Source organism: Pseudorhodoferax aquiterrae (assembly GCF_014652235.1).
In the GTDB taxonomy this organism is placed as follows: Bacteria; Pseudomonadota; Gammaproteobacteria; order Burkholderiales; family Burkholderiaceae_C; genus Pseudorhodoferax; species Pseudorhodoferax aquiterrae.
The window spans coordinates 141,116-158,075 of record NZ_BMYK01000003.1; the positions used below are offsets into that span (position 1 = coordinate 141,116).

The 16,960-nt window shown below is 67.3% G+C and carries 23 protein-coding genes and 1 tRNA gene; 2 read left to right on the forward strand and 22 right to left on the reverse strand.

Annotated elements, in window-relative coordinates:
• Positions 1–120: 120 nt before the first annotated feature.
• The 7 genes from IE209_RS05945 to petA all read right to left on the reverse strand — a co-directional run bounded on the left by IE209_RS05945 (position 121) and on the right by petA (position 4,861).
• Positions 121–600, reverse strand: coding sequence for a helix-turn-helix domain-containing protein (locus IE209_RS05945; RefSeq protein ID WP_189686049.1), 480 nt, complete (start codon positions 598–600; stop codon positions 121–123).
• Positions 601–716: 116 nt separating this feature from the next.
• Positions 717–792: transfer RNA gene (locus IE209_RS05950), tRNA-Thr, on the reverse strand.
• A gap of 25 nt (positions 793–817) precedes the next feature.
• A complete protein-coding gene (locus IE209_RS05955) occupies positions 818–1,327 on the reverse strand; it encodes a ClpXP protease specificity-enhancing factor (protein WP_189686050.1) in 510 nt (169 codons plus the stop codon).
• Positions 1,328–1,346: 19 nt separating this feature from the next.
• On the reverse strand, positions 1,347–1,958 hold the full coding sequence (locus IE209_RS05960; protein WP_056672295.1) for a glutathione S-transferase N-terminal domain-containing protein: 612 nt from the start codon (positions 1,956–1,958) through the stop codon (positions 1,347–1,349).
• A 94-nt stretch (positions 1,959–2,052) separates the two neighbouring features.
• Positions 2,053–2,823: a cytochrome c1 gene (locus IE209_RS05965; RefSeq protein ID WP_189686051.1), complete on the reverse strand. Its 771-nt coding sequence runs from the start codon at positions 2,821–2,823 to the stop codon at positions 2,053–2,055.
• A gap of 21 nt (positions 2,824–2,844) precedes the next feature.
• Positions 2,845–4,248, reverse strand: a complete 1,404-nt coding sequence (locus IE209_RS05970) for a cytochrome b (RefSeq protein ID WP_189686052.1) — start codon at positions 4,246–4,248, stop codon at positions 2,845–2,847.
• 13 nt (positions 4,249–4,261) lie between these two features.
• Entirely contained in the window at positions 4,262–4,861 is a 600-nt protein-coding gene (gene petA, locus IE209_RS05975) for a ubiquinol-cytochrome c reductase iron-sulfur subunit (protein WP_189686053.1), read from the reverse strand.
• 156 nt (positions 4,862–5,017) lie between these two features.
• Between petA and mscL the strand changes: the two genes are divergently transcribed.
• Entirely contained in the window at positions 5,018–5,446 is a 429-nt protein-coding gene (mscL, locus tag IE209_RS05980) for a large conductance mechanosensitive channel protein MscL (protein ID WP_189686054.1), read from the forward strand.
• Positions 5,447–5,452: 6 nt separating this feature from the next.
• Here mscL and pdxA read toward each other — a convergent pair whose 3' ends face one another.
• Genes pdxA through IE209_RS05995 form a run of 3 tightly spaced genes read right to left on the reverse strand, consistent with a single transcriptional unit; the run spans position 5,453 to position 8,553 of the window.
• On the reverse strand, positions 5,453–6,466 hold the full coding sequence (pdxA, locus tag IE209_RS05985) for a 4-hydroxythreonine-4-phosphate dehydrogenase PdxA (protein ID WP_189686055.1): 1,014 nt from the start codon (positions 6,464–6,466) through the stop codon (positions 5,453–5,455).
• A complete protein-coding gene (locus IE209_RS05990; RefSeq protein WP_189686056.1) occupies positions 6,466–7,224 on the reverse strand; it encodes a Nif3-like dinuclear metal center hexameric protein in 759 nt (252 codons plus the stop codon). The genes pdxA and IE209_RS05990 overlap by 1 nt, the downstream gene beginning before the upstream one ends.
• Positions 7,225–7,236: 12 nt before the next feature.
• On the reverse strand, positions 7,237–8,553 hold the full coding sequence (locus tag IE209_RS05995; RefSeq protein WP_189686057.1) for an MFS transporter: 1,317 nt from the start codon (positions 8,551–8,553) through the stop codon (positions 7,237–7,239).
• Between the two features lie 288 nt (positions 8,554–8,841).
• Between IE209_RS05995 and IE209_RS06000 the strand changes: the two genes are divergently transcribed.
• The gene (locus tag IE209_RS06000; protein ID WP_189686058.1) at positions 8,842–9,987 is read left to right on the forward strand and encodes a S1C family serine protease; all 1,146 of its coding nucleotides are present in this window, start codon (positions 8,842–8,844) and stop codon (positions 9,985–9,987) included.
• Here IE209_RS06000 and tatC read toward each other — a convergent pair whose 3' ends face one another.
• From tatC to hisB, 12 genes are all read right to left on the reverse strand, one after another.
• A complete protein-coding gene (tatC, locus tag IE209_RS06005) occupies positions 9,988–10,782 on the reverse strand; it encodes a twin-arginine translocase subunit TatC (protein ID WP_145548988.1) in 795 nt (264 codons plus the stop codon).
• 57 nt (positions 10,783–10,839) lie between these two features.
• Entirely contained in the window at positions 10,840–11,325 is a 486-nt protein-coding gene (gene tatB / locus IE209_RS06010; protein ID WP_189686059.1) for a Sec-independent protein translocase protein TatB, read from the reverse strand.
• A 10-nt stretch (positions 11,326–11,335) separates the two neighbouring features.
• Positions 11,336–11,575, reverse strand: a complete 240-nt coding sequence (gene tatA / locus IE209_RS06015) for a Sec-independent protein translocase subunit TatA (protein ID WP_189686060.1) — start codon at positions 11,573–11,575, stop codon at positions 11,336–11,338.
• 75 nt (positions 11,576–11,650) lie between these two features.
• A complete protein-coding gene (locus tag IE209_RS06020; RefSeq protein ID WP_189686061.1) occupies positions 11,651–12,007 on the reverse strand; it encodes a histidine triad nucleotide-binding protein in 357 nt (118 codons plus the stop codon).
• 11 nt (positions 12,008–12,018) lie between these two features.
• Positions 12,019–12,417: a DUF4870 family protein gene (locus IE209_RS06025; protein WP_189686062.1), complete on the reverse strand. Its 399-nt coding sequence runs from the start codon at positions 12,415–12,417 to the stop codon at positions 12,019–12,021.
• Positions 12,410–12,799: a phosphoribosyl-ATP diphosphatase gene (locus tag IE209_RS06030; RefSeq protein ID WP_189686063.1), complete on the reverse strand. Its 390-nt coding sequence runs from the start codon at positions 12,797–12,799 to the stop codon at positions 12,410–12,412. Before IE209_RS06030 ends, IE209_RS06025 begins: the two co-directional genes overlap by 8 nt.
• A gap of 6 nt (positions 12,800–12,805) precedes the next feature.
• Positions 12,806–13,210, reverse strand: a complete 405-nt coding sequence (gene hisI / locus IE209_RS06035) for a phosphoribosyl-AMP cyclohydrolase (protein ID WP_189686064.1) — start codon at positions 13,208–13,210, stop codon at positions 12,806–12,808.
• 28 nt (positions 13,211–13,238) lie between these two features.
• Positions 13,239–14,018: an imidazole glycerol phosphate synthase subunit HisF gene (gene hisF / locus IE209_RS06040; RefSeq protein WP_189686065.1), complete on the reverse strand. Its 780-nt coding sequence runs from the start codon at positions 14,016–14,018 to the stop codon at positions 13,239–13,241.
• 30 nt (positions 14,019–14,048) lie between these two features.
• Positions 14,049–14,903 carry a D-hexose-6-phosphate mutarotase gene (locus IE209_RS06045; protein ID WP_189686066.1) on the reverse strand — a complete coding sequence of 285 codons (855 nt, stop codon included), beginning with the start codon at positions 14,901–14,903 and terminating at the stop codon, positions 14,049–14,051.
• Positions 14,896–15,639 carry a 1-(5-phosphoribosyl)-5-[(5-phosphoribosylamino)methylideneamino]imidazole-4-carboxamide isomerase gene (hisA, locus tag IE209_RS06050; protein ID WP_189686067.1) on the reverse strand — a complete coding sequence of 248 codons (744 nt, stop codon included), beginning with the start codon at positions 15,637–15,639 and terminating at the stop codon, positions 14,896–14,898. The genes IE209_RS06045 and hisA overlap by 8 nt, the downstream gene beginning before the upstream one ends.
• Positions 15,640–15,675: 36 nt before the next feature.
• Positions 15,676–16,359 (reverse strand): imidazole glycerol phosphate synthase subunit HisH, encoded by a 684-nt coding sequence (hisH, locus tag IE209_RS06055; RefSeq protein ID WP_189686068.1) that lies wholly within the window; start codon positions 16,357–16,359, stop codon positions 15,676–15,678.
• Positions 16,359–16,958, reverse strand: a complete 600-nt coding sequence (gene hisB / locus IE209_RS06060) for an imidazoleglycerol-phosphate dehydratase HisB (RefSeq protein WP_189686409.1) — start codon at positions 16,956–16,958, stop codon at positions 16,359–16,361. The genes hisH and hisB overlap by 1 nt, the downstream gene beginning before the upstream one ends.
• Between the last annotated feature and the right edge of the window lie 2 nt (positions 16,959–16,960).

The following is a 16,960-nucleotide window of genomic DNA, read 5'->3' on the forward strand; positions in this document are numbered from 1 at the left end:
AGCCCACACTTCCTAGTGGACAGGGGCGCTAGCGCCAACGGATGAGATGGTATGGGAGCCGTGTGACGGTTCGGCGACGCACAGGCGCATGCGGCTGTAGGACGAAGCCGCGTTGCAGCATCAAGGTGCCGGCACGCCGGCGTCGCCAGGCCCGGAGCGATCGGCCTGTGCAAGGGCTTCTGCCAACTGCGCCACCTGCGCAGCGAGCGCGGGATTGTCGGCGAGCTGGGCGAGCAAAGGTGCGATGCCGGACCGGGCCAGCGGGCTCAGCGCGGACAGCGCCGTGCCGAGCTCTGCGATGGCATGGCCCAGCCCCGTTGCCGCGGACGCGCGCACAGAACCGTCTCCCGCCCGCTCTGCGTGGTCCGCCGACCCACCGCGCGGCGAAATGTTCTTCCAATCGCCCTCGCCGGTCTCGAGCCAGGCCGGACGCACACCGAGGGCCACGGCCAGGGTCGTGAGGTCGCGCGGTCGGTCGCGCACGCCGGCTTCGAGCTCCGTGATCGAACTGGTCAACACGCATGCGGACTTGGCCAGCGCGGCCGGTGTGAGCCCGCGCAGTTCGCGGGCCCACTTCACTCTTGAACCGATGGATGCCATGGGGTGATTACAGCGGATGTGTCCGGTGTCTGGAGGGGATCGGAAGCCCCAAGCCAAGAAAAAACCCGCCATGCCATGCGGGCATGCGGGTTGGGGGACGTCCGGAGACTGTCCAGTGGTGCCGATTGTCGGAATCGAACTGACGACCGTCCGCTTACAAGGCGGGTGCTCTACCAACTGAGCTAAATCGGCAAAAACCAGCGGCGATTCTACGCGGTCACTTGACGCGCTTGAGCGCCGGGCGCGGCGCGCCACCACCGGGCTTGGGCGGCTCGGGCTCGCTGCCTTCCTCGGCGGAGTCGACGGGCGCGAGTTGCAGCACCTTGGGCGCTGCCGGGTCCTCGGCCACCTCGGCCGGCAAGGGAGCGCCGGCAGGGGCCGGCGCCGCCTCGGACGCAGCAGCGGCCACCGGCGAGGGGAAGGCCATGCCTTGCCCGTTTTCGCGGGCGTAGATCGCGATCACGCGGCCGATGGGCACGAGGATCTCGCGGGCCGTGCCCGCGAAGCGCGCCTTGAACTCGATGAAGTCGTTGCCGAGCTTGAGTGCGCTGGTGGCGTCGAAGCTCACGTTCAGCACGATCTCACCGTCCTTCACGTATTCGCGCGGCACCTGCACCGTCTCGTCCACCAGCACCGCGATGTACGGCGTGAAGCCGTTGTCGGTGCACCATTCGTAGAGCGCCCGGATCAGGTACGGGCGGGTGGAAGTGGCGTCGAGCGCGTTCATCCGGTCCAGACTCCCGTGCTTACTTGCGCATGACCTTTTCGGACGGCGTCAGCGCTTCGATGTAGGCCGGGCGCGAGAAGATGCGCTCGGCGTACTTGAGCAGCGGCGCCGCGTTCTTGCTGAGGTCGATGCCGTAGAAGTCCAGGCGCCACAGCAGCGGCGCGATGGCCACGTCCAGCATCGAGAAGTTCTCGCCCAGCATGTACTTGTTCTTGAGGAACACCGGGGCCAGTTGCGTCAGGCGGTCGCGGATGTGGGCGCGGGCCTTCTCCAGCGCCTTCTCGTTGCCCTTGGAGGCACGGTTCTCGAGCAGGCTCACGTGCACGAACAGTTCCTTCTCGAAGTTGAGCAGGAACAGGCGCACGCGGGCGCGGTCGACCGGGTCGCCGGGCATCAGCTGCGGATGCGGGAAGCGCTCGTCGATGTACTCGTTGATGATGTTCGATTCGTACAGGATCAGGTCGCGCTCGACCAGGATGGGCACCTGGCCGTACGGGTTCATGACGCTGATGTCTTCGGGCTTGTTGTAGAGATCGACGTCGCGGATCTCGAAATCCATGCCCTTTTCGAACAAGACGAAGCGGCAACGGTGGGAGAAGGGGCAGGTCGTTCCCGAGTACAAGACCATCATGAGAGAAGACTCCTAAAAAACCAAAAAGAGTGGGTGCGGCAGCCGCACCCACTCTGATCACGCCCGCAGCCTGCTGCTGCCGGGCATGGACTGCTTACTTGACGTCTTTCCAGAACGCTGCGTTCAGACGCCAGGTGATGACCGAGAAGACCGCGAGGAACAGCAGCACCCACACCCCCACGCGCACGCGCGTGTTCTGTGCGGGTTCGGCCATCCAGGCCATGAAGCTGACCAGATCGCCGACGGCCTGATCGTATTGCAGGGGCGTCATTGTGCCCGGCTTCACTTGCTCCCATCCTTTGAACACGGCAGTGGCATGGCCATGGCTCTGGATTTCCTCGAAGACGGGCTTGCGCTCGCCCTGCAGTTCCCACAGCACATGCGGCATGCCCACGCTGGGGAAGGCCAGGTTGTTCCAGCCCGTGGCCTTGGTGTCGTCGCGGTAGTAGGTGCGCAGGTAGGTGTAGAGGTAGTCGGCCCCCGTGCCGCCGTGGCCGGAACGCGAGCGCGTCATCAGCGTGAGGTCGGGCGGGTTGGCGCCGAACCATTCCTTGGCCTGGCGCGGGTCGATCGCGGACTTCATGGTCTCGCCGACCTTGTCGGTCGTGAACAGCAGGTTGTCCTTGATCTGCTGCTCGGTCAGGCCGATGTCCTTGAGCCGGTTGAAGCGCATGAACGCGGCCGAGTGGCAGTTCAGGCAGTAGTTGACGAACAGCTTGGCACCGTTTTGCAGCGATGCCATGTCGTTGGTCTTGACGGGCGCCTTGTCCCAGGCGATGCCGCCTTCGGCCGCGTGCACGCTGCCGGCGGCCAGGCCCAGCGACAGCAGCAGGCCAGCGATGAAACCGTGGAGATTCTTTTTCATGGTCTTCGTCTGTTCCGTGGCTCAGTGCGGGTTGAAGGTCACGCGCGCGGGCACCGGCTTGGGCTCGCCCAGGCGGCTCCACCAGGGCATCAGCAGGAAGAAGCCGAAATAGAACAGGGTGCCGACCTGCGACACGCGCTCGCCGATCGGCGACGGTGCCTGCACGCCCAGGTAGGCCAGCACGATGAAGTTGATGACGAACACGCCATACACGTACTTGTGCCAGTCGGGGCGGTAGCGGATCGACTTGACCGGGCTGTGGTCCAGCCAGGGCAGGAAGAACAGGATGATGACGGCACCGCCCATGACGACCACGCCCCAGAACTTGGCGTCGATGTTGAGCATCAGCACCACAGCCACGACGGCCGCCGCCACGATGAAGGCCTTGACGAAGCTGGGCAGGCGCAGCTTGACGACCATGAGGCCGGCACCGAGCACCACGCAGGCGATCAGCACATACATCATCTCGCTCGTGATGGCGCGCAGCATCGAGTAGAACGGCGTGAAGTACCAGACCGGCGCGATGTGCGCAGGCGTCTTCAGCGGGTCGGCCGGGATGAAGTTGTTGTACTCGAGGAAGTAGCCGCCGAACTCGGGGGCGAAGAAGATCACCGCCGAGAACACCATCAGGAACACGCACACGCCGAAGATGTCGTGCACGGTGTAGTACGGGTGGAAGGGAATGCCGTCCAGCGGCTTGCCCTTGGCGTCCTTGGTGGCCTTGATCTCGATGCCGTCGGGGTTGTTGGAGCCCACGTCGTGCAGCGCCAGCAGGTGCGCGACGACCAGGCCCAGCAGCACCAGCGGCACGGCGATCACGTGGAAGCTAAAGAAGCGGTTCAGCGTGGCATCGCCCACCACGTAGTCGCCGCGGATCAGCAGCGCCAGGTCGGGGCCGATGAAGGGGATCGCGGCGAACAGGTTCACGATCACCTGGGCGCCCCAGTAGGACATCTGGCCCCAGGGCAGCAGGTAGCCCATGAAGGCTTCGGCCATCAGGCACAGGAAGATCGCGCAGCCGAAGATCCAGACCAGCTCGCGCGGCTTGCGGTAGGAGCCATACAGCAGGCCGCGGAACATGTGCAGGTAGACCACCACGAAGAAGGCCGAGGCGCCCGTGGAGTGCATGTAGCGGATCAGCCAGCCCCAGGGCACGTCGCGCATGATGTACTCGACCGAGGCGAACGCGAGGTTCGCATCGGGCTTGTAGTGCATCACGAGGAAGATGCCCGTGACGATCTGGATCACGAGCACCAGCAGCGCCAGCGAGCCGAAGATGTACCAGAAGTTGAAGTTCTTCGGCGCGTAGTAGTCCGACATGTGGACGCGGTACGCGTCGAAGGCGGTCGGGAACCGGTTCTCCAGCCAGTTCGTCAGCTGCGCGCTCATCGGCGCATTGGGGGAGATTTCTTTGAATTCAGCCATTGCCTGTGTCCCCTCAAGCCTTCTTGTCTTCGCCGATCAGCAGCCGCGTATCGGACAGGTACATGTGCGGCGGCACTTCAAGGTTGTCGGGCGCCGGCTTGTTGGCGAAGACGCGGCCGGCCAGATCGAAGGTCGAGCCATGGCAGGGGCACAGGAAACCGCCCTCCCAGTTGTCGGGCAGGGAGGGTTGCGGGCCGCGCGTGAACTTGTCGACCGGCGAGCAGCCCAGATGGGTGCAGATGCCGACCACGACCAGCACGTCGGGCTTGATCGAGCGGCCTTCGTTGCGTGCGTATTCGGGCGTCAGTTCCGATGGCTTGCGCAGCGACTTCGGGTCGGCCAGCTGGCTGTCGAGCTTGGGCAGTTCGGCGAGTTGCTCGGGCGTGCGCTTGATGATCCAGACGGGCTTGCCCCGCCACTCCACGGTGACCTTCTCGCCCGGCTTGAGCGCCGAGATGTCGACCTCGACCGCGGCACCCGCCGCCTTGGCGCGCTCCGACGGCTGGAAGGTGCTCACGAACGGAACTGCGGTTGCCACACCACCTACCGCCCCCGCGCAACCGGAGGCGATGAGCCATGTCCGTTTGCTACGGTCGACTGGAATGTCACTCATGGGGTTCCTCAATAGTCTCTTATTGGAGTCAACAAAAGATTGTAGCGGACGGGGTTATTCGCTCTCAAGGCGCGCCGATGGCCGCTGTGCGCCCTGAGCGACACGCAGTTGCAGCGAGAATGCCCCGGTTTTTCACTCAGCAAAGCGAGGACTGCCATGGGGATGGTTCAGGAGTTCAAGGAGTTTGCGGTCAAGGGCAACGTGATCGATCTGGCCGTGGGCGTGATCATCGGCGGGGCCTTCGGCAAGATCGTCGATTCGGTCGTCGCCGACCTCATCATGCCGGTCGTGGGCCTGGTCTTCGGCAAGCTGGATTTCTCCAACCTCTTCGTGGTGCTGGGCACCGTGCCGCCCGGGGTTCCGAACACGCTGGACGCACTGCGCAAGGCCGGCGTGCCGGTGCTGGCCTATGGCAACTTCATCACCATCGCGGTGAACTTCATCATCCTGGCCTTCATCATCTTCATGATGGTCAAGCAGATCAATCGCCTGAAGCGCTCCGAACCGGCACCCGCACCGGCCGCCCCGGTCACGCCCGAGGACATCGTGCTGCTGCGCGAGATCCGCGACAGCTTGAAGAAGTAAGCCGCTTCAGACGCGCGCCAGCTGGCGCGCCATGCGCAAGGCCTCGACGAGGCTGCGCGCATCGGCCTGGCCCGTGCCGGCGATGTCGAAGGCCGTGCCGTGGTCCGGGCTGGTGCGCACCAGCGGCAGGCCCAGGGTCACGTTGACGCCCTGCTCCACGCCCAGGTACTTCACGGGGATCAGGCCCTGGTCGTGGTACATCGCCACCACCACGTCGAAGGCACCGTTGCGCGCCCGCATGAAGACGGTGTCGGGCGCGTAGGGGCCCTGGGCGTCGATGCCCTCGGCCCGCGCGGCCGCCATGGCCGGCGCGATGGTGTCGATTTCCTCGCGGCCGAACAGCCCGCCCTCGCCTGCATGCGGGTTCAATCCCGCCACGCCGATGCGCGGCGCGCGCCCCAGCACGGATTGCAACGCAGCGTGCGTGATGCGCAGGGTCTGCAACACGTTGTCGAAGGTCACGGCGTCCAGCGCGGCGCGCAGCGCCACATGGATGCTCACCAGCACCGTGCGCAGCTCCGGGTTGGCCAGCATCATGCGCACGGGCATCTCGGCCACGGGCCGGCCGGCATGGGCCGCAGCCTCGGCCTGCAGCAGTTCCGTGTGGCCCGGATACGGCACGCCCGCGGCGGCCAGCGCTTCCTTGTGCACGGGCGCGGTCACCAACGCCGCCACCTCGCCTCGCAGGGCGGCACGTGCGCCCCATGCCACGCAGTCGGCGGCCAGGCGGCCGGCTGCCGCACTGACCGCGCCGTAGGCCATGGCCGGCGTGTCGGGCCCTGGCTGCAGCACCGGGATGCAACGCGGCGGCGCCTGCCAAGCCTGCGCAGGCGTGGCGATGGGCGCCAGTGCCGGCGCAACGCCCGCCAGCAGCGCGCACGCGCGCCGCATCAGCGCCACGTCGCCCACGACGAAGCAGCCCTGCAGCAGCGCAGGCTCGGCCTGGAAGGCCTTGGCGATGATCTCGGGGCCGATGCCGGCGGCATCGCCCATGCTGATGGCGATCGGCAGCGCAGGCATCAGGCCGGGTTCTCGATCTCGATGAAGCGGTGCGCGATGCCCAGCTGGGCCGCGACATGGGCTGCCACGGCAGGCGCGCCGTAGCGCTCGCTCGCGTGGTGGCCGCAGGCCAGAAAGGCCACGCCGCATTCGCGCGCCAGGTGCGCCTGCGGCTCGGAGATCTCACCCGTGATGAAGGCGTCGGCGCCCGCAGCGATGGCGGCCTCGAAGTACGACTGCGCGCCGCCCGTGCACCAGGCGATGCGGCGCAGCGGCCGCGCGTGCCCGGGGTCGACCAGCGTCACGCGGCGGCCCAGCCGCTGCTCCACGTGCAGGGCCAGCGCCTGTGCGTCGGCAAACGCGCCCTGCCCCATGAGGCCCAGGTCCTGCTCGCCGAAGCGTTGCGGTTCGAGCGGCAGGTCAAGAACGCGGCCCAGCTGCGCGTTGTTGCCCAGCTCGGGATGCGCGTCCAGCGGCAAGTGGTAGGCCAGCAGGCTGATGTCGTGCGCGAGCAGCAGCGCCAGACGCTGCTTCATCCAGCCCGTGACGGTGCCGCTCTGGCCGCGCCAGAACAGGCCGTGGTGCACGAAGATGGCATCGGCGCCGTCGGCAATGGCTGCCTCGATCAGCGCCCGGCTGGCCGTGACGCCGCTGACGAGCCGGCGGACCTGCGCCTTGCCTTCCACCTGCAGGCCGTTCGGCCCATAGTCCTTGAACCGGGCTGGCTGCAGCAGCGCATCGCAGGCCTGCAGCAATTCGTCGCGCGTGGTCGTGTGCATCGCCGGATTGTCTCAGGCGCGCGGCTCCCACCCGCGCGAGGCGAAAGGCCACAGGCCGATCAGGAAGCCCAGCGCCGCGACCGCCGCCACGTAATGGGCCGGGGCCATCACGTCGACCTTCTGCCACACGCTGATCAGCACCGGCGTGAGGCCGCCGAACACGGCATAGGCCATGTTGTAGGCGAACGAGAGACCGGAGAAGCGCACGGCCGGCGGGAAGGCGCGCACCCCCACGATGGGCAACAGGGCGATGGAACCGACGAAGAAGCCGATCAGCGCATAGCTCCACACCAGCGACTCCGGCGTGCCCGGCAGGCCCAGGTAGAACAGGTAGGTCGTGGCCACGAGGCCGCCCCAGCCGACCAGCATCACGGCCTTGGTGCCGAAGCGGTCCGAGGCCCAGCCGACCACCGCGCATCCCACCGTCAGCGTGAAGGTGGCGGCCAGGTTGGCCTGCAGCGAGAGCTTGGCCGGGATCTCGAAGACCTTCTGCAGGTAGGCCGGTGTGAACAGAATCACCACGACGATGGCGGTCGACAGCACCCAGGTCATGAGCGCGACCAGCACGATGGCCGCGCGGTGCTCGCGCAGCACGGTCTTCACGGGCAATTCCCGCGCGACCTTCTTGCGCTCGGCCAGTTCCTGGAACACCGGCGTCTCTTCGAGGAAGCGGCGCAGGTAGACCGACACCAGGCCGAACACGCCGCCCAGGATGAACGGAATGCGCCAGGCACCGTCGTGGATCTCGGCCGGGCTGTAGTGGGTGTTGAGCGCCACGGCGATCAGCGAACCGAGCAAGATGCCGCCCGTGATGCCCGCCGTCAGCGTGCCCACGGCCAGACCGTAGTGGCGCTTGGGCACATGCTCGGCCACGAAGACCCAGGCCCCCGGCATTTCGCCGCCGATGGCCGCACCCTGCAGGATGCGCATGGCCAGCAGCAGCAGCGGCGCGGCGATGCCGATCGAGGCGTAGGTGGGCAACAGGCCGATCACCAGCGTGGGCACGGACATCAGGAAGATCGACAGCGTGAACATGCGCTTGCGACCCAGGATGTCGCCGAAGTGCGCGATCACGATGCCGCCCAAAGGCCGCGCGAGGTAGCCGGCCGCGAAGATGCCCAGCGTCTGCAGCTGGCGCAGCCAGTCGGGCATGTCGGCCGGGAAGAACAGCGCGCCCAGCACGTTGGCGAAGAACACGAAGACGACGAAGTCGTAGAACTCCAGCGTGCCGCCCAGGGCCGACAGGCCCAGGGTGCGCAGATCGTTGCGGGTCAGCGGCCGGCGTTGGCCGGCGTCGGCCAGGGACGGGGCCGAAACGGTGGTGGTCATGGAGGCTATTTCCGGAAGCAGCAGGCAGGATCGCGTCTGCGCAGGACGCGGCCGCGGGATGGGCGGCACGAAAGGGATCGTTCGACGGGAGGGTCCGGATGGGGCCTGGTCCATGCAAGCCACCGGGGGTGACCGGTGCGGCATGGCGGGGAACGCAGCGGCTGACGCAGGGGCGCAATTCTAAGGGTTTACCCGATATTCCGCCCGACCAGGGCCGCCTGGCGGACCGTGGGAACGTGCTCGCCATGGCAGACAATGCGCACTTTCCCGGATTTTTTCCTCGCCACCATGAAGCGCTTCTGGCTGCTGTTCTCCCAGTCCGTGACCGTGCTGCTCGCGGCCTATTTCGTCGTCGCCACCCTGAAACCCGAATGGCTGGGCAAGCGCGGCTTCGCGGGCGGCAGCATCTCGGTGATCGAGGCGCCGCCCACACCGCCGGGCAGCGTGGCCGCGGGCAGCTTCGCGCCGGCCGCCAAGCGCGCCGCGCCGGCCGTGGTCAGCATCAACACCAGCACGGCGGCCCAGCCCCATCCGAACAGCAACGACCCCTGGTTCCGCTTCTTCTTCGGCGACCGCGGCAGCGAGGCGCGCGCCGGCCTGGGCAGCGGCGTGATCGTGAGCGCCGAGGGCTATGTGCTGACCAACAACCACGTGGTCGAGGGCGCCGACGTGATCGAGGTGATCCTCAACGACGCCCGGCGCACCCAGGCCAAGGTCATCGGCACCGATCCCGAGACCGACCTGGCCATCCTCAAGATCGACCTGGACAAACTGCCTGTCATGGTGCTGGGCAGCTCCGACGCGCTGCAGGTCGGCGACCAGGTGCTGGCCATCGGCAACCCTTTCGGCGTGGGTCAGACGGTCACCAGCGGCATCGTCAGCGCATTGGGCCGCAACCAGCTGGGCATGAGCCCGCTGCAGGAGTTCATCCAGACCGACGCGGCCATCAACCCCGGCAATTCGGGCGGCGCGCTGGTCGACACGGCGGGCAACCTGCTGGGCATCAACACGGCGATCTACTCGCGCTCGGGCGGCAGCATGGGCATCGGCTTCGCGGTGCCGGTGTCCACGGCCAAGCTGGTGCTCGAAGGCATCGTGCGCGACGGCCAGGTGCGGCGCGGCTGGATCGGCGTGGAGCCCAACGATCTTTCGCCCGAACTGGCCGAGACCTTCGGCGTGAAGACCACGGCCGGCGTGATCATCACCGGCGTGCTGCAGAACGGCCCCGCGGCCCAGGCCGGCGTGCGGCCCGGCGACGTGATCGCCCAGGTGGCCGGCAAGCCCATCGGCAACGTGACGGAGCTGCTGTCGTCGGTGGCCGCGCTCAAGCCGGGCGAGGCTTCGGAGTTCGAGGTGCTGCGGCGCGAAGAACGCCTGCGCCTGCAGGTCACGCCCGGCGTGCGGCCCAAGCCGCAGCGCGCACAGCGGCCCTGATCAGTTGCCGCTGGCCTCGGCCTCGGTTTCTTCCGGGGCCTTGGTGTGCTTGATGAAGAGCTGGGCCGCCCAGATGCCCACCTCGTACAGGATGCACATCGGAATGGCCAGGGCCAGCTGCGACACCACGTCCGGCGGCGTCACGATGGCCGCCACGACGAAGGCCACCACGATGAAGTAGCCGCGGAAGCTCTTGAGCTTCTCCACGCTCACGACACCGATGCGCGCCAGCACCACCACCGCGATCGGCACCTCGAAGGCCAGGCCGAAGGCCAGGAACATGCTCAGCGCGAAACCCAGGTAGGCCTCGATGTCCGGCGCCGCCGTGATGCTCTTGGGCGCAAAGCTCTGGATGAACTTGAACACCTGGCCAAACACGAAGTAGTAGCAGAACGCCACGCCGATCAGGAACAGGATGGTGCTGGAGACCACCAGCGGCATCACGAGCTTCTTCTCGTGCGAGTACAGGCCCGGCGCGACGAAGGCCCAGACCTGGTAGAGCACCACCGGCAGCGCGATCATGAAGGCCGCCATCAAGAGGATCTTGAGCGGCACCAGGAACGGGGAGATCACCGAGGTGGCGATCATGGTCGCGCCCTGCGGCAGCGAGGCCACCAGCGGCGCGGCCAGCAGGTCGTACAGCGCGCCGGGCCCGGGATAGACGGCCAGCACGGCGGCCACCACGGCGATCGCGACGACGGCCTTGATGAGCCGGTCGCGCAACTCCATCAGATGCTCGACGAAGGGCTGCTCCGTGCCGGCGAGTTCGTCTTCCTTGGTCTTCGGATCAGGCATGGTGCAAATGGCGACGCGGCCGACGCGGGGGCCGGCCAGACACGGCTGGCGCCGCGTTCAATTGAGTTTCTGGGGCCGGTAGCGGGCCACCCGCGCTGCGCCCGACAAGGCCTTGGTGCGAACGCCGTTGCGGGCCTTGTACCAGTGCGGCACGGCGCCCTGCTTCACGCGCCAGTGCTTCTTGGGGTGCTTGTATTCGGGGTACTGCACGAAGGTCTCGGCCGTCGTGCTGTCGGAAGACGCCGTCGTGCTGCCGTCCAGCCCGGCCGTGGTGGCGGCCCAGTCCTTCTCGAACTCGCTGGCGGTGGTCTGCATGGAGGTGTGCACGTCGCGTGCGGCGCCCTCCACCGTTTCCTTCATCTTCTTGAGTTCGTCCAGCTCCATGGAGCGGTTGACCTCGGCCTTGACGTCGGCCACATAGCGCTGCGCCTTGCCCAGCAAGGTGCCCACCGTGCGGGCCACGCGCGGCAGTTTTTCCGGCCCGATGACGATCAGCGCCACGGCGCCGATCAGCGCCATCTTCGAGATGCCGAGATCGATCACGGGCGGACGATCAGGACTTGGTCTTGGCTTCGACGTCGATGGTGGACTTCTCGGCGTTGGCCGTGTTGCCCACCTGCGCGTTCGGCGCGGCGGTCTTCTCGTCCGTGCTGCTGCCGTCCTTCATGCCGTCCTTGAAGCCCTTGACCGCGCCACCCAGGTCGCTGCCCATGTTCTTGAGCTTCTTGGTGCCGAACACCATGACCACGATCAGCAGCACGATCAGCCAGTGCCAGATGGAAAAAGAACCCATGGAAGTACTCCTAACGAATTGCGTTGAATTTTAGTGCGCGGGATGAACCATTCCCGCGACGGGCCCATAGACCGATCAGCCGCGCGCCCAGGGCCGCGGGCCGCCCAGCACGTGCAGGTGCAGGTGGTGCACCTCCTGGCCGCCTTCGGTGCCGGTGTTCACCACCAGCCTGAACCCGCCGTCGGGATAGGGGTTGCATCCCTCCTGCAGCGCCAGCCGCGGCGCCAGCGCGAGCATGCGGCCCAGCATGGGCGCGTGCTCGTCCGTGACCTGGGCCATGGAGGCCACATGGTGCTTGGGGACGATCAGGAAGTGGATCGGTGCGGCGGGGCGGATGTCGTGGAAGGCGAAGAACTCGTCGTCCTCGTGCACCTTGCGGGAAGGAATCTTGCCGTCGACGATCTTGCAGAACAGGCAGTTGGGGTCGTGCATGCGGGGCTCGCTCAACGGGGAAGGCCGACCGGGCGGCTGGCGTTCATGTCCACCATGCCACGCACGATGCGGTACAGGAACCAGATGGAGATCACCAGCCAGGCGATCGCGCCCGGCAGGTAGAGCAGGAAGAACAACGGCAGCGTGACCACGTAGAGCACGCCGGCCCACAGCACCGAGCGGATGCGCCAGGAGAAATGGCTGGCCTGCCAGGTGCCTTCGGCGTCCGACTTTTTGACGAGGTCGATCACGAGCGCGATCAGCAGCAGGCCGATGCTGGGCTGGGCCGAGGGAACCACCGCCGCCACCGCCACCACGAGGTGGAGCAGGTAGCTGATCCAGCCCACCGTCTTGAGCTGCTGGGCCTGTTCGCTGTCCTTGACCTGGACGTCGATGATGTCGTCAGCCATGGCCACCTCCTTCGCGCGCAACGGCCTTGCGCAAGGCCTTTTCCTCGATGCCGCTGGTGCCTTCGCGGCGCAGCAGCTCGGCGATCACGTCCTCGGGGCCGGAACCGTAATGGGCCAGGGCCACCAGCGAGTGGAACCACAGGTCGGCCACCTCGGCGACGAACTTGCCCTTGAGGTGTTCGGCCTCGCCGCGGCCGGCGTCGATGTCCTTGGCGGCCATGACGACCTCGGTCGCCTCCTCGCCGATCTTCTTGAGGAAGGCATCCGGGCCCTTGTGCAGCAGCCGGGCCACGTAGCTGGCCTCCGGGTTGCCGCCGGCCGCGGGCTTGCGGCTCTCGATCACGGCCGCGAGGCGGCCCAATGCATCCTGGGACAAGGTCATGGCCGCTTACTTGTAGATGGATTCGGGGTCTTTCAAGACCGGGTCGACGGCGCGCCAGCGCGCACCGGCCTTGTCATCGGCCTCGAGCTTGCTGAAGAAGCAGCTGTGCCGGCCCGTGTGGCAGGCAATGCCCGGCTCGTGGCCCAGCTGCGTGACCTTGAGCAACACCACGTCGGCGTCGCAGTCCAGCCGGATCTCGTGCACGGTCTGCACATGGCCGGATTCCTCGCCCTTGAACCAGAGCTTGCCGCGCGAGCGGCTGAAGTACACGGCGCGCTGCAGTTCGAAGGTCTTTTGCAGTGCTTCGCGGTTCATCCACGCGAACATCAGCACATCGCCGCTCGCGGCTTCCTGGGCGATCGCGGGCACCAGGCCCTGCGCATCCCACTTCACGTCGTCCAACCAGTCCATCGCGGGATTCTCGGCGATCATGATGACGTCAGACGCGTACGGGAATGCCGCGTGCCGCCATATGGGCTTTCGCCTGGCCCACCGTGAACTCGCCGTAGTGGAAGATGCTGGCGGCCAACACCGCGTCGGCACCGCCGGACTGCACGCCATCGGCCAGGTGGTCCAGGCTGCCGACACCGCCCGAGGCGATGACGGGCACGTCCACGGCGTCGCTGACGGCGCGCGTGAGCGCGAGGTCGAAGCCGGACTTGGTGCCGTCGCGGTCCATGCTGGTCAGCAGGATCTCGCCGGCGCCCCGGCGCGCCATCTCGGCGGCCCACTGCACGGCGTCCAGACCCGTGTTCTTGCGCCCGCCATGGCTGTAGACGTCCCAGCCGGCGCCGCGCTGGGCCGCGTCTTGCGGACTGCGGCGCTTGGCATCGATGGCCACCACGATGCACTGGGCGCCGTACTTGTCCGAGGCCCGGTTGATCACCTCGGGATTGGCGATCGCGGCCGAGTTGAAGCTGGTCTTGTCCGCGCCCGAGTTGAGCAGCCGGCGCACGTCCTCGACGGTGCGCACGCCGCCGCCCACGGTCAGCGGAATGAAGACCTGCGAGGCCACGGCCTCGATGATGGGCAGGATCAGGTCGCGGCCGTCGCTGGTGGCGGTGATGTCCAGGAAGGTCAGCTCGTCGGCGCCTTGCTCGTTGTAGCGCGCGGCAATCTCCACCGGGTCGCCCGCATCGCGCAGCTCGACGAAGTTGACGCCCTTGACGACGCGGCCGCCCGTGACGTCCAGGCAGGGAATGATGCGTTTGGCCAGCATGGGCGTGTGTGCTCGGAAAAGAGGGGGAAATCAGGCGACGACGCGCAGCCGCTGCCAGCCCGTCCACTGCGCGCCGGGCGCGAGGTTCAGCGGGCGCTCGACCTGGGCGGCTTCGACGCACAGCATCTGCGCGTAGCTGTCAGGCGCCATGTCGGCCATGGTGGCGGACTTGGCGGCACCGGGATTCCAGACCACGGTGTCCTCGAAGCTCGCGCTCTGGGCGATGTCCAGCACCGTGTCGCCGTCCAGCAGGCCCAGCGGCGCCGGCGCGGCAAGAAACACGCGGTCGAACTCGCCGTCGAAGCGCACCTCGCCGGCATGCGTGGTCCGCGTGTCGGCCAGTGCGTCCCAGCAGGGCTGGCCGTCCAGGCCTTGCAACCGCACGGCGGCGATGTCCTGCACCTGCAGATAGGTGTGCAGCGCGCCCGTGAAGGTCCAGGGGGCGCTGCCGAGATTGTGCAGGTCCAGCAGCATCTCCAGCCGGCCCGCGCCGAGCCGCAGCGTCAGCGCAAAGCGGAAGTCGGCCGGCCAGCTCGCGCGCGTGGCCGCGTCGCTTTCGAGGACCAGGGTCAACAGCACATCGCCCGAGGCCGCGTCCACGCGCGCGCCATCGCAGCGCCAGGGCAGATTGCGCGCGAAGCCGTGCTTGGGTAAGGGACCGCGTTCGTTGAACTGCGGCAGGCAGACCGGCACGCCGCCGCGGATGGCGGCCTGGCCGTCGAAGACCGCTTTGGGGCTCAGGTACAGGCGTTCGCGCCCGGCACCGGTCCAGGACAGCACGTGGGCACCGTGCAGGGCCACGAGCAGGCTGTCGTCCGGGCCCCAGGTCAGGCGCAGGCAGGGTTGGCCGCGGAAGGATTCGGCCGCGGCCGCCAGCTCAACCATTGTTGTAGGTGTCGGCACGCTCCTGCGCGCTGGCGAAGTCCAGGTCGCCGGTGTAGATGGCGCGGCCGCAGATCACGCCTTCGATGCCTTCGCTCTCGACCTCGCAGAGCTTTTCGATGTCGGCGATGTTCGACAGCCCGCCCGACGCGATCACGGGCGTGTTGAGCGCCTGCGCCAGCTTGACGGTGGCCTCGATGTTGATGCCGGTCAGCATACCGTCGCGGCCGATGTCGGTGTAGATGAAGGACTCGACGCCGTAGTCCTCGAACTTCTTGGCCAGGTCGATGACCTCGTGGCCCGTGAGCTTGCTCCAGCCGTCGGTGGCGACCTTGCCGTCCTTGGCGTCCAGGCCCACGATGATGTGGCCGCCGAAGGCCGTGCAGGCATCGTGCAGGAAACCGGGGTTCTTGACCGCAGCCGTGCCGATGATGACGTAGCGCAGACCTGCGTCCAGGTAGCGCTCGATGGTGTCCAGGTCCCGGATGCCGCCGCCCAGCTGCACATCGACCACGTCGCCGACTTCCTTGAGGATGCGCCGGATCGCCATCTCGTTCTTGGGCTTGCCGGCGAAGGCGCCGTTCAGGTCGACCAGGTGCAGCCGGCGTGCACCTTCGTCGACCCACTTGCGCGCCATTTCGGCGGGGTCGTCGCTGAAGGTGGTGGACTGTTCCATGTCGCCTTGCTTGAGGCGCACGCATTGACCGTCTTTCAGATCGATCGCAGGAATGAGAAGCATGGTGCTGAGGGCAGCCGTAGCGGTGGGGGAAAGAGGTCAGGGATTCCAGTGGAGGAAGTTGCGGTACAGCGCCAGACCATGCGCTGCGCTCTTCTCCGGGTGGAACTGGGTCGCAAAAATATTATCGCGGGCGATGGCGCAGGTAAAGGTTTCCCCGTACTCCGTCAAGCCCGCACTGTGGTTCTGATCCGACGGTCGTGCGTAAAAACTGTGCACGAAATAGAACCAGCTCTGATCCGGCACCTCGCCCCAGACCGGGTGGCGGCGCCCGCCGGGCTGCTGCTGCGCCACGCGGTTCCAGCCCATCTGCGGAACCTTGTAACGGCTGCCATCGGGCTGGGTGCGGCCCTGCAGTTCGAAGCGCAGCACCTCGCCGGCGATCAGGCCCAGGCCGGGCGTGAAGCCGCCCGCATCGCCCGCGCGCGTCTCGGCGCTGCGGTCCAGCAGCATCTGCATGCCCACGCAGACGCCGAACAGGGGCTTGCTGGCCGCGGCCTCGAGCACCGACTCCATCAGGCCGGAATCGCGCAGCTCGCGCATGCAGTCGGGCATGGCGCCCTGGCCCGGCAGCACCACGCGCGTGGCAGCGCGCACCTGGGCCGGGTCGCTGGTCACGACCACCTGCACGCCCTCGCCAGCGGCGGCCGCCTGCACGGCCTGCGACACCGAGCGCAGATTGCCCATGCCGTAGTCGACCACGGCCACGGTGTTGCCAGCCATCACAGCGAACCCTTGGTGGAAGGAATGGTGCCCAGCGCGCGCGGGTCGAACTCCAGCGCACCGCGCAGTGCGCGTGCGAAGGCCTTGAACACCGTCTCGCACTGGTGGTGCGCGTTCACGCCGCGCAGGTTGTCGATGTGCAGCGTCACGAACGCGTGGTTGACGAAGCCCTGGAAGAACTCGTGCGTGAGCTGGGTGTCGAACGCGCCGATCATGCCGCTCGTGAACGGCACATTGAGCACCAGGCCCGGACGGCCCGAGAAGTCGATCACGACGCGGCTCAGCGCTTCGTCCAGCGGCACGTAGGCGTGGCCGTAACGCCGGATGCCCTTCTTGTCGCCGATGGCCTTGGCCACGGCCTGGCCCAGCGTGATGCCCACGTCTTCCACGGTGTGGTGGCCATCGATGTGCAGGTCGCCTTCCACCGCGATGTCCAGGTCGATCAGGCCGTGCCGCGCGATCTGGTCCAGCATGTGGTCGAAGAAGCCGATGCCGGTGGCGAGCTTGGCCTGGCCGGTGCCGTCCAGGTTCACGCGCACCGTGATCTTGGTTTCGGCGGTGTTGCGGCTGACCTCGGCCGTGCGTGCCAATGGCGCCATCG

What these genes read in the sequence shown, in the direction of transcription:
- hisH (WP_189686068.1), bottom strand. Translation starts at nt 16,359, where the DNA reads ATGGCTGGCAACACCGTGGCCGTGGTCGACTACGGCATGGGCAATCTG.
- pdxA (WP_189686055.1), bottom strand. Translation starts at nt 6,466, where the DNA reads ATGCCTGCGCTGCCGATCGCCATCAGCATGGGCGATGCCGCCGGCATC.
- hisF (WP_189686065.1), bottom strand. Translation starts at nt 14,018, where the DNA reads ATGCTGGCCAAACGCATCATTCCCTGCCTGGACGTCACGGGCGGCCGC.
- IE209_RS06000 (WP_189686058.1), top strand. Translation starts at nt 8,842, where the DNA reads ATGAAGCGCTTCTGGCTGCTGTTCTCCCAGTCCGTGACCGTGCTGCTC.
- IE209_RS05960 (WP_056672295.1), bottom strand. Translation starts at nt 1,958, where the DNA reads ATGATGGTCTTGTACTCGGGAACGACCTGCCCCTTCTCCCACCGTTGC.
- hisB (WP_189686409.1), bottom strand. Translation starts at nt 16,958, where the DNA reads ATGGCGCCATTGGCACGCACGGCCGAGGTCAGCCGCAACACCGCCGAA.
- IE209_RS05955 (WP_189686050.1), bottom strand. Translation starts at nt 1,327, where the DNA reads ATGAACGCGCTCGACGCCACTTCCACCCGCCCGTACCTGATCCGGGCG.
- IE209_RS06045 (WP_189686066.1), bottom strand. Translation starts at nt 14,903, where the DNA reads ATGGTTGAGCTGGCGGCCGCGGCCGAATCCTTCCGCGGCCAACCCTGC.
- mscL (WP_189686054.1), top strand. Translation starts at nt 5,018, where the DNA reads ATGGGGATGGTTCAGGAGTTCAAGGAGTTTGCGGTCAAGGGCAACGTG.
- petA (WP_189686053.1), bottom strand. Translation starts at nt 4,861, where the DNA reads ATGAGTGACATTCCAGTCGACCGTAGCAAACGGACATGGCTCATCGCC.
- IE209_RS05965 (WP_189686051.1), bottom strand. Translation starts at nt 2,823, where the DNA reads ATGAAAAAGAATCTCCACGGTTTCATCGCTGGCCTGCTGCTGTCGCTG.
- IE209_RS06025 (WP_189686062.1), bottom strand. Translation starts at nt 12,417, where the DNA reads ATGGCTGACGACATCATCGACGTCCAGGTCAAGGACAGCGAACAGGCC.
- tatA (WP_189686060.1), bottom strand. Translation starts at nt 11,575, where the DNA reads ATGGGTTCTTTTTCCATCTGGCACTGGCTGATCGTGCTGCTGATCGTG.
- IE209_RS06020 (WP_189686061.1), bottom strand. Translation starts at nt 12,007, where the DNA reads ATGCACGACCCCAACTGCCTGTTCTGCAAGATCGTCGACGGCAAGATT.
- IE209_RS05970 (WP_189686052.1), bottom strand. Translation starts at nt 4,248, where the DNA reads ATGGCTGAATTCAAAGAAATCTCCCCCAATGCGCCGATGAGCGCGCAG.
- IE209_RS05945 (WP_189686049.1), bottom strand. Translation starts at nt 600, where the DNA reads ATGGCATCCATCGGTTCAAGAGTGAAGTGGGCCCGCGAACTGCGCGGG.
- IE209_RS05990 (WP_189686056.1), bottom strand. Translation starts at nt 7,224, where the DNA reads ATGCACACGACCACGCGCGACGAATTGCTGCAGGCCTGCGATGCGCTG.
- hisI (WP_189686064.1), bottom strand. Translation starts at nt 13,210, where the DNA reads ATGGACTGGTTGGACGACGTGAAGTGGGATGCGCAGGGCCTGGTGCCC.
- hisA (WP_189686067.1), bottom strand. Translation starts at nt 15,639, where the DNA reads ATGCTTCTCATTCCTGCGATCGATCTGAAAGACGGTCAATGCGTGCGC.
- IE209_RS05995 (WP_189686057.1), bottom strand. Translation starts at nt 8,553, where the DNA reads ATGACCACCACCGTTTCGGCCCCGTCCCTGGCCGACGCCGGCCAACGC.
- tatC (WP_145548988.1), bottom strand. Translation starts at nt 10,782, where the DNA reads ATGCCTGATCCGAAGACCAAGGAAGACGAACTCGCCGGCACGGAGCAG.
- IE209_RS06030 (WP_189686063.1), bottom strand. Translation starts at nt 12,799, where the DNA reads ATGACCTTGTCCCAGGATGCATTGGGCCGCCTCGCGGCCGTGATCGAG.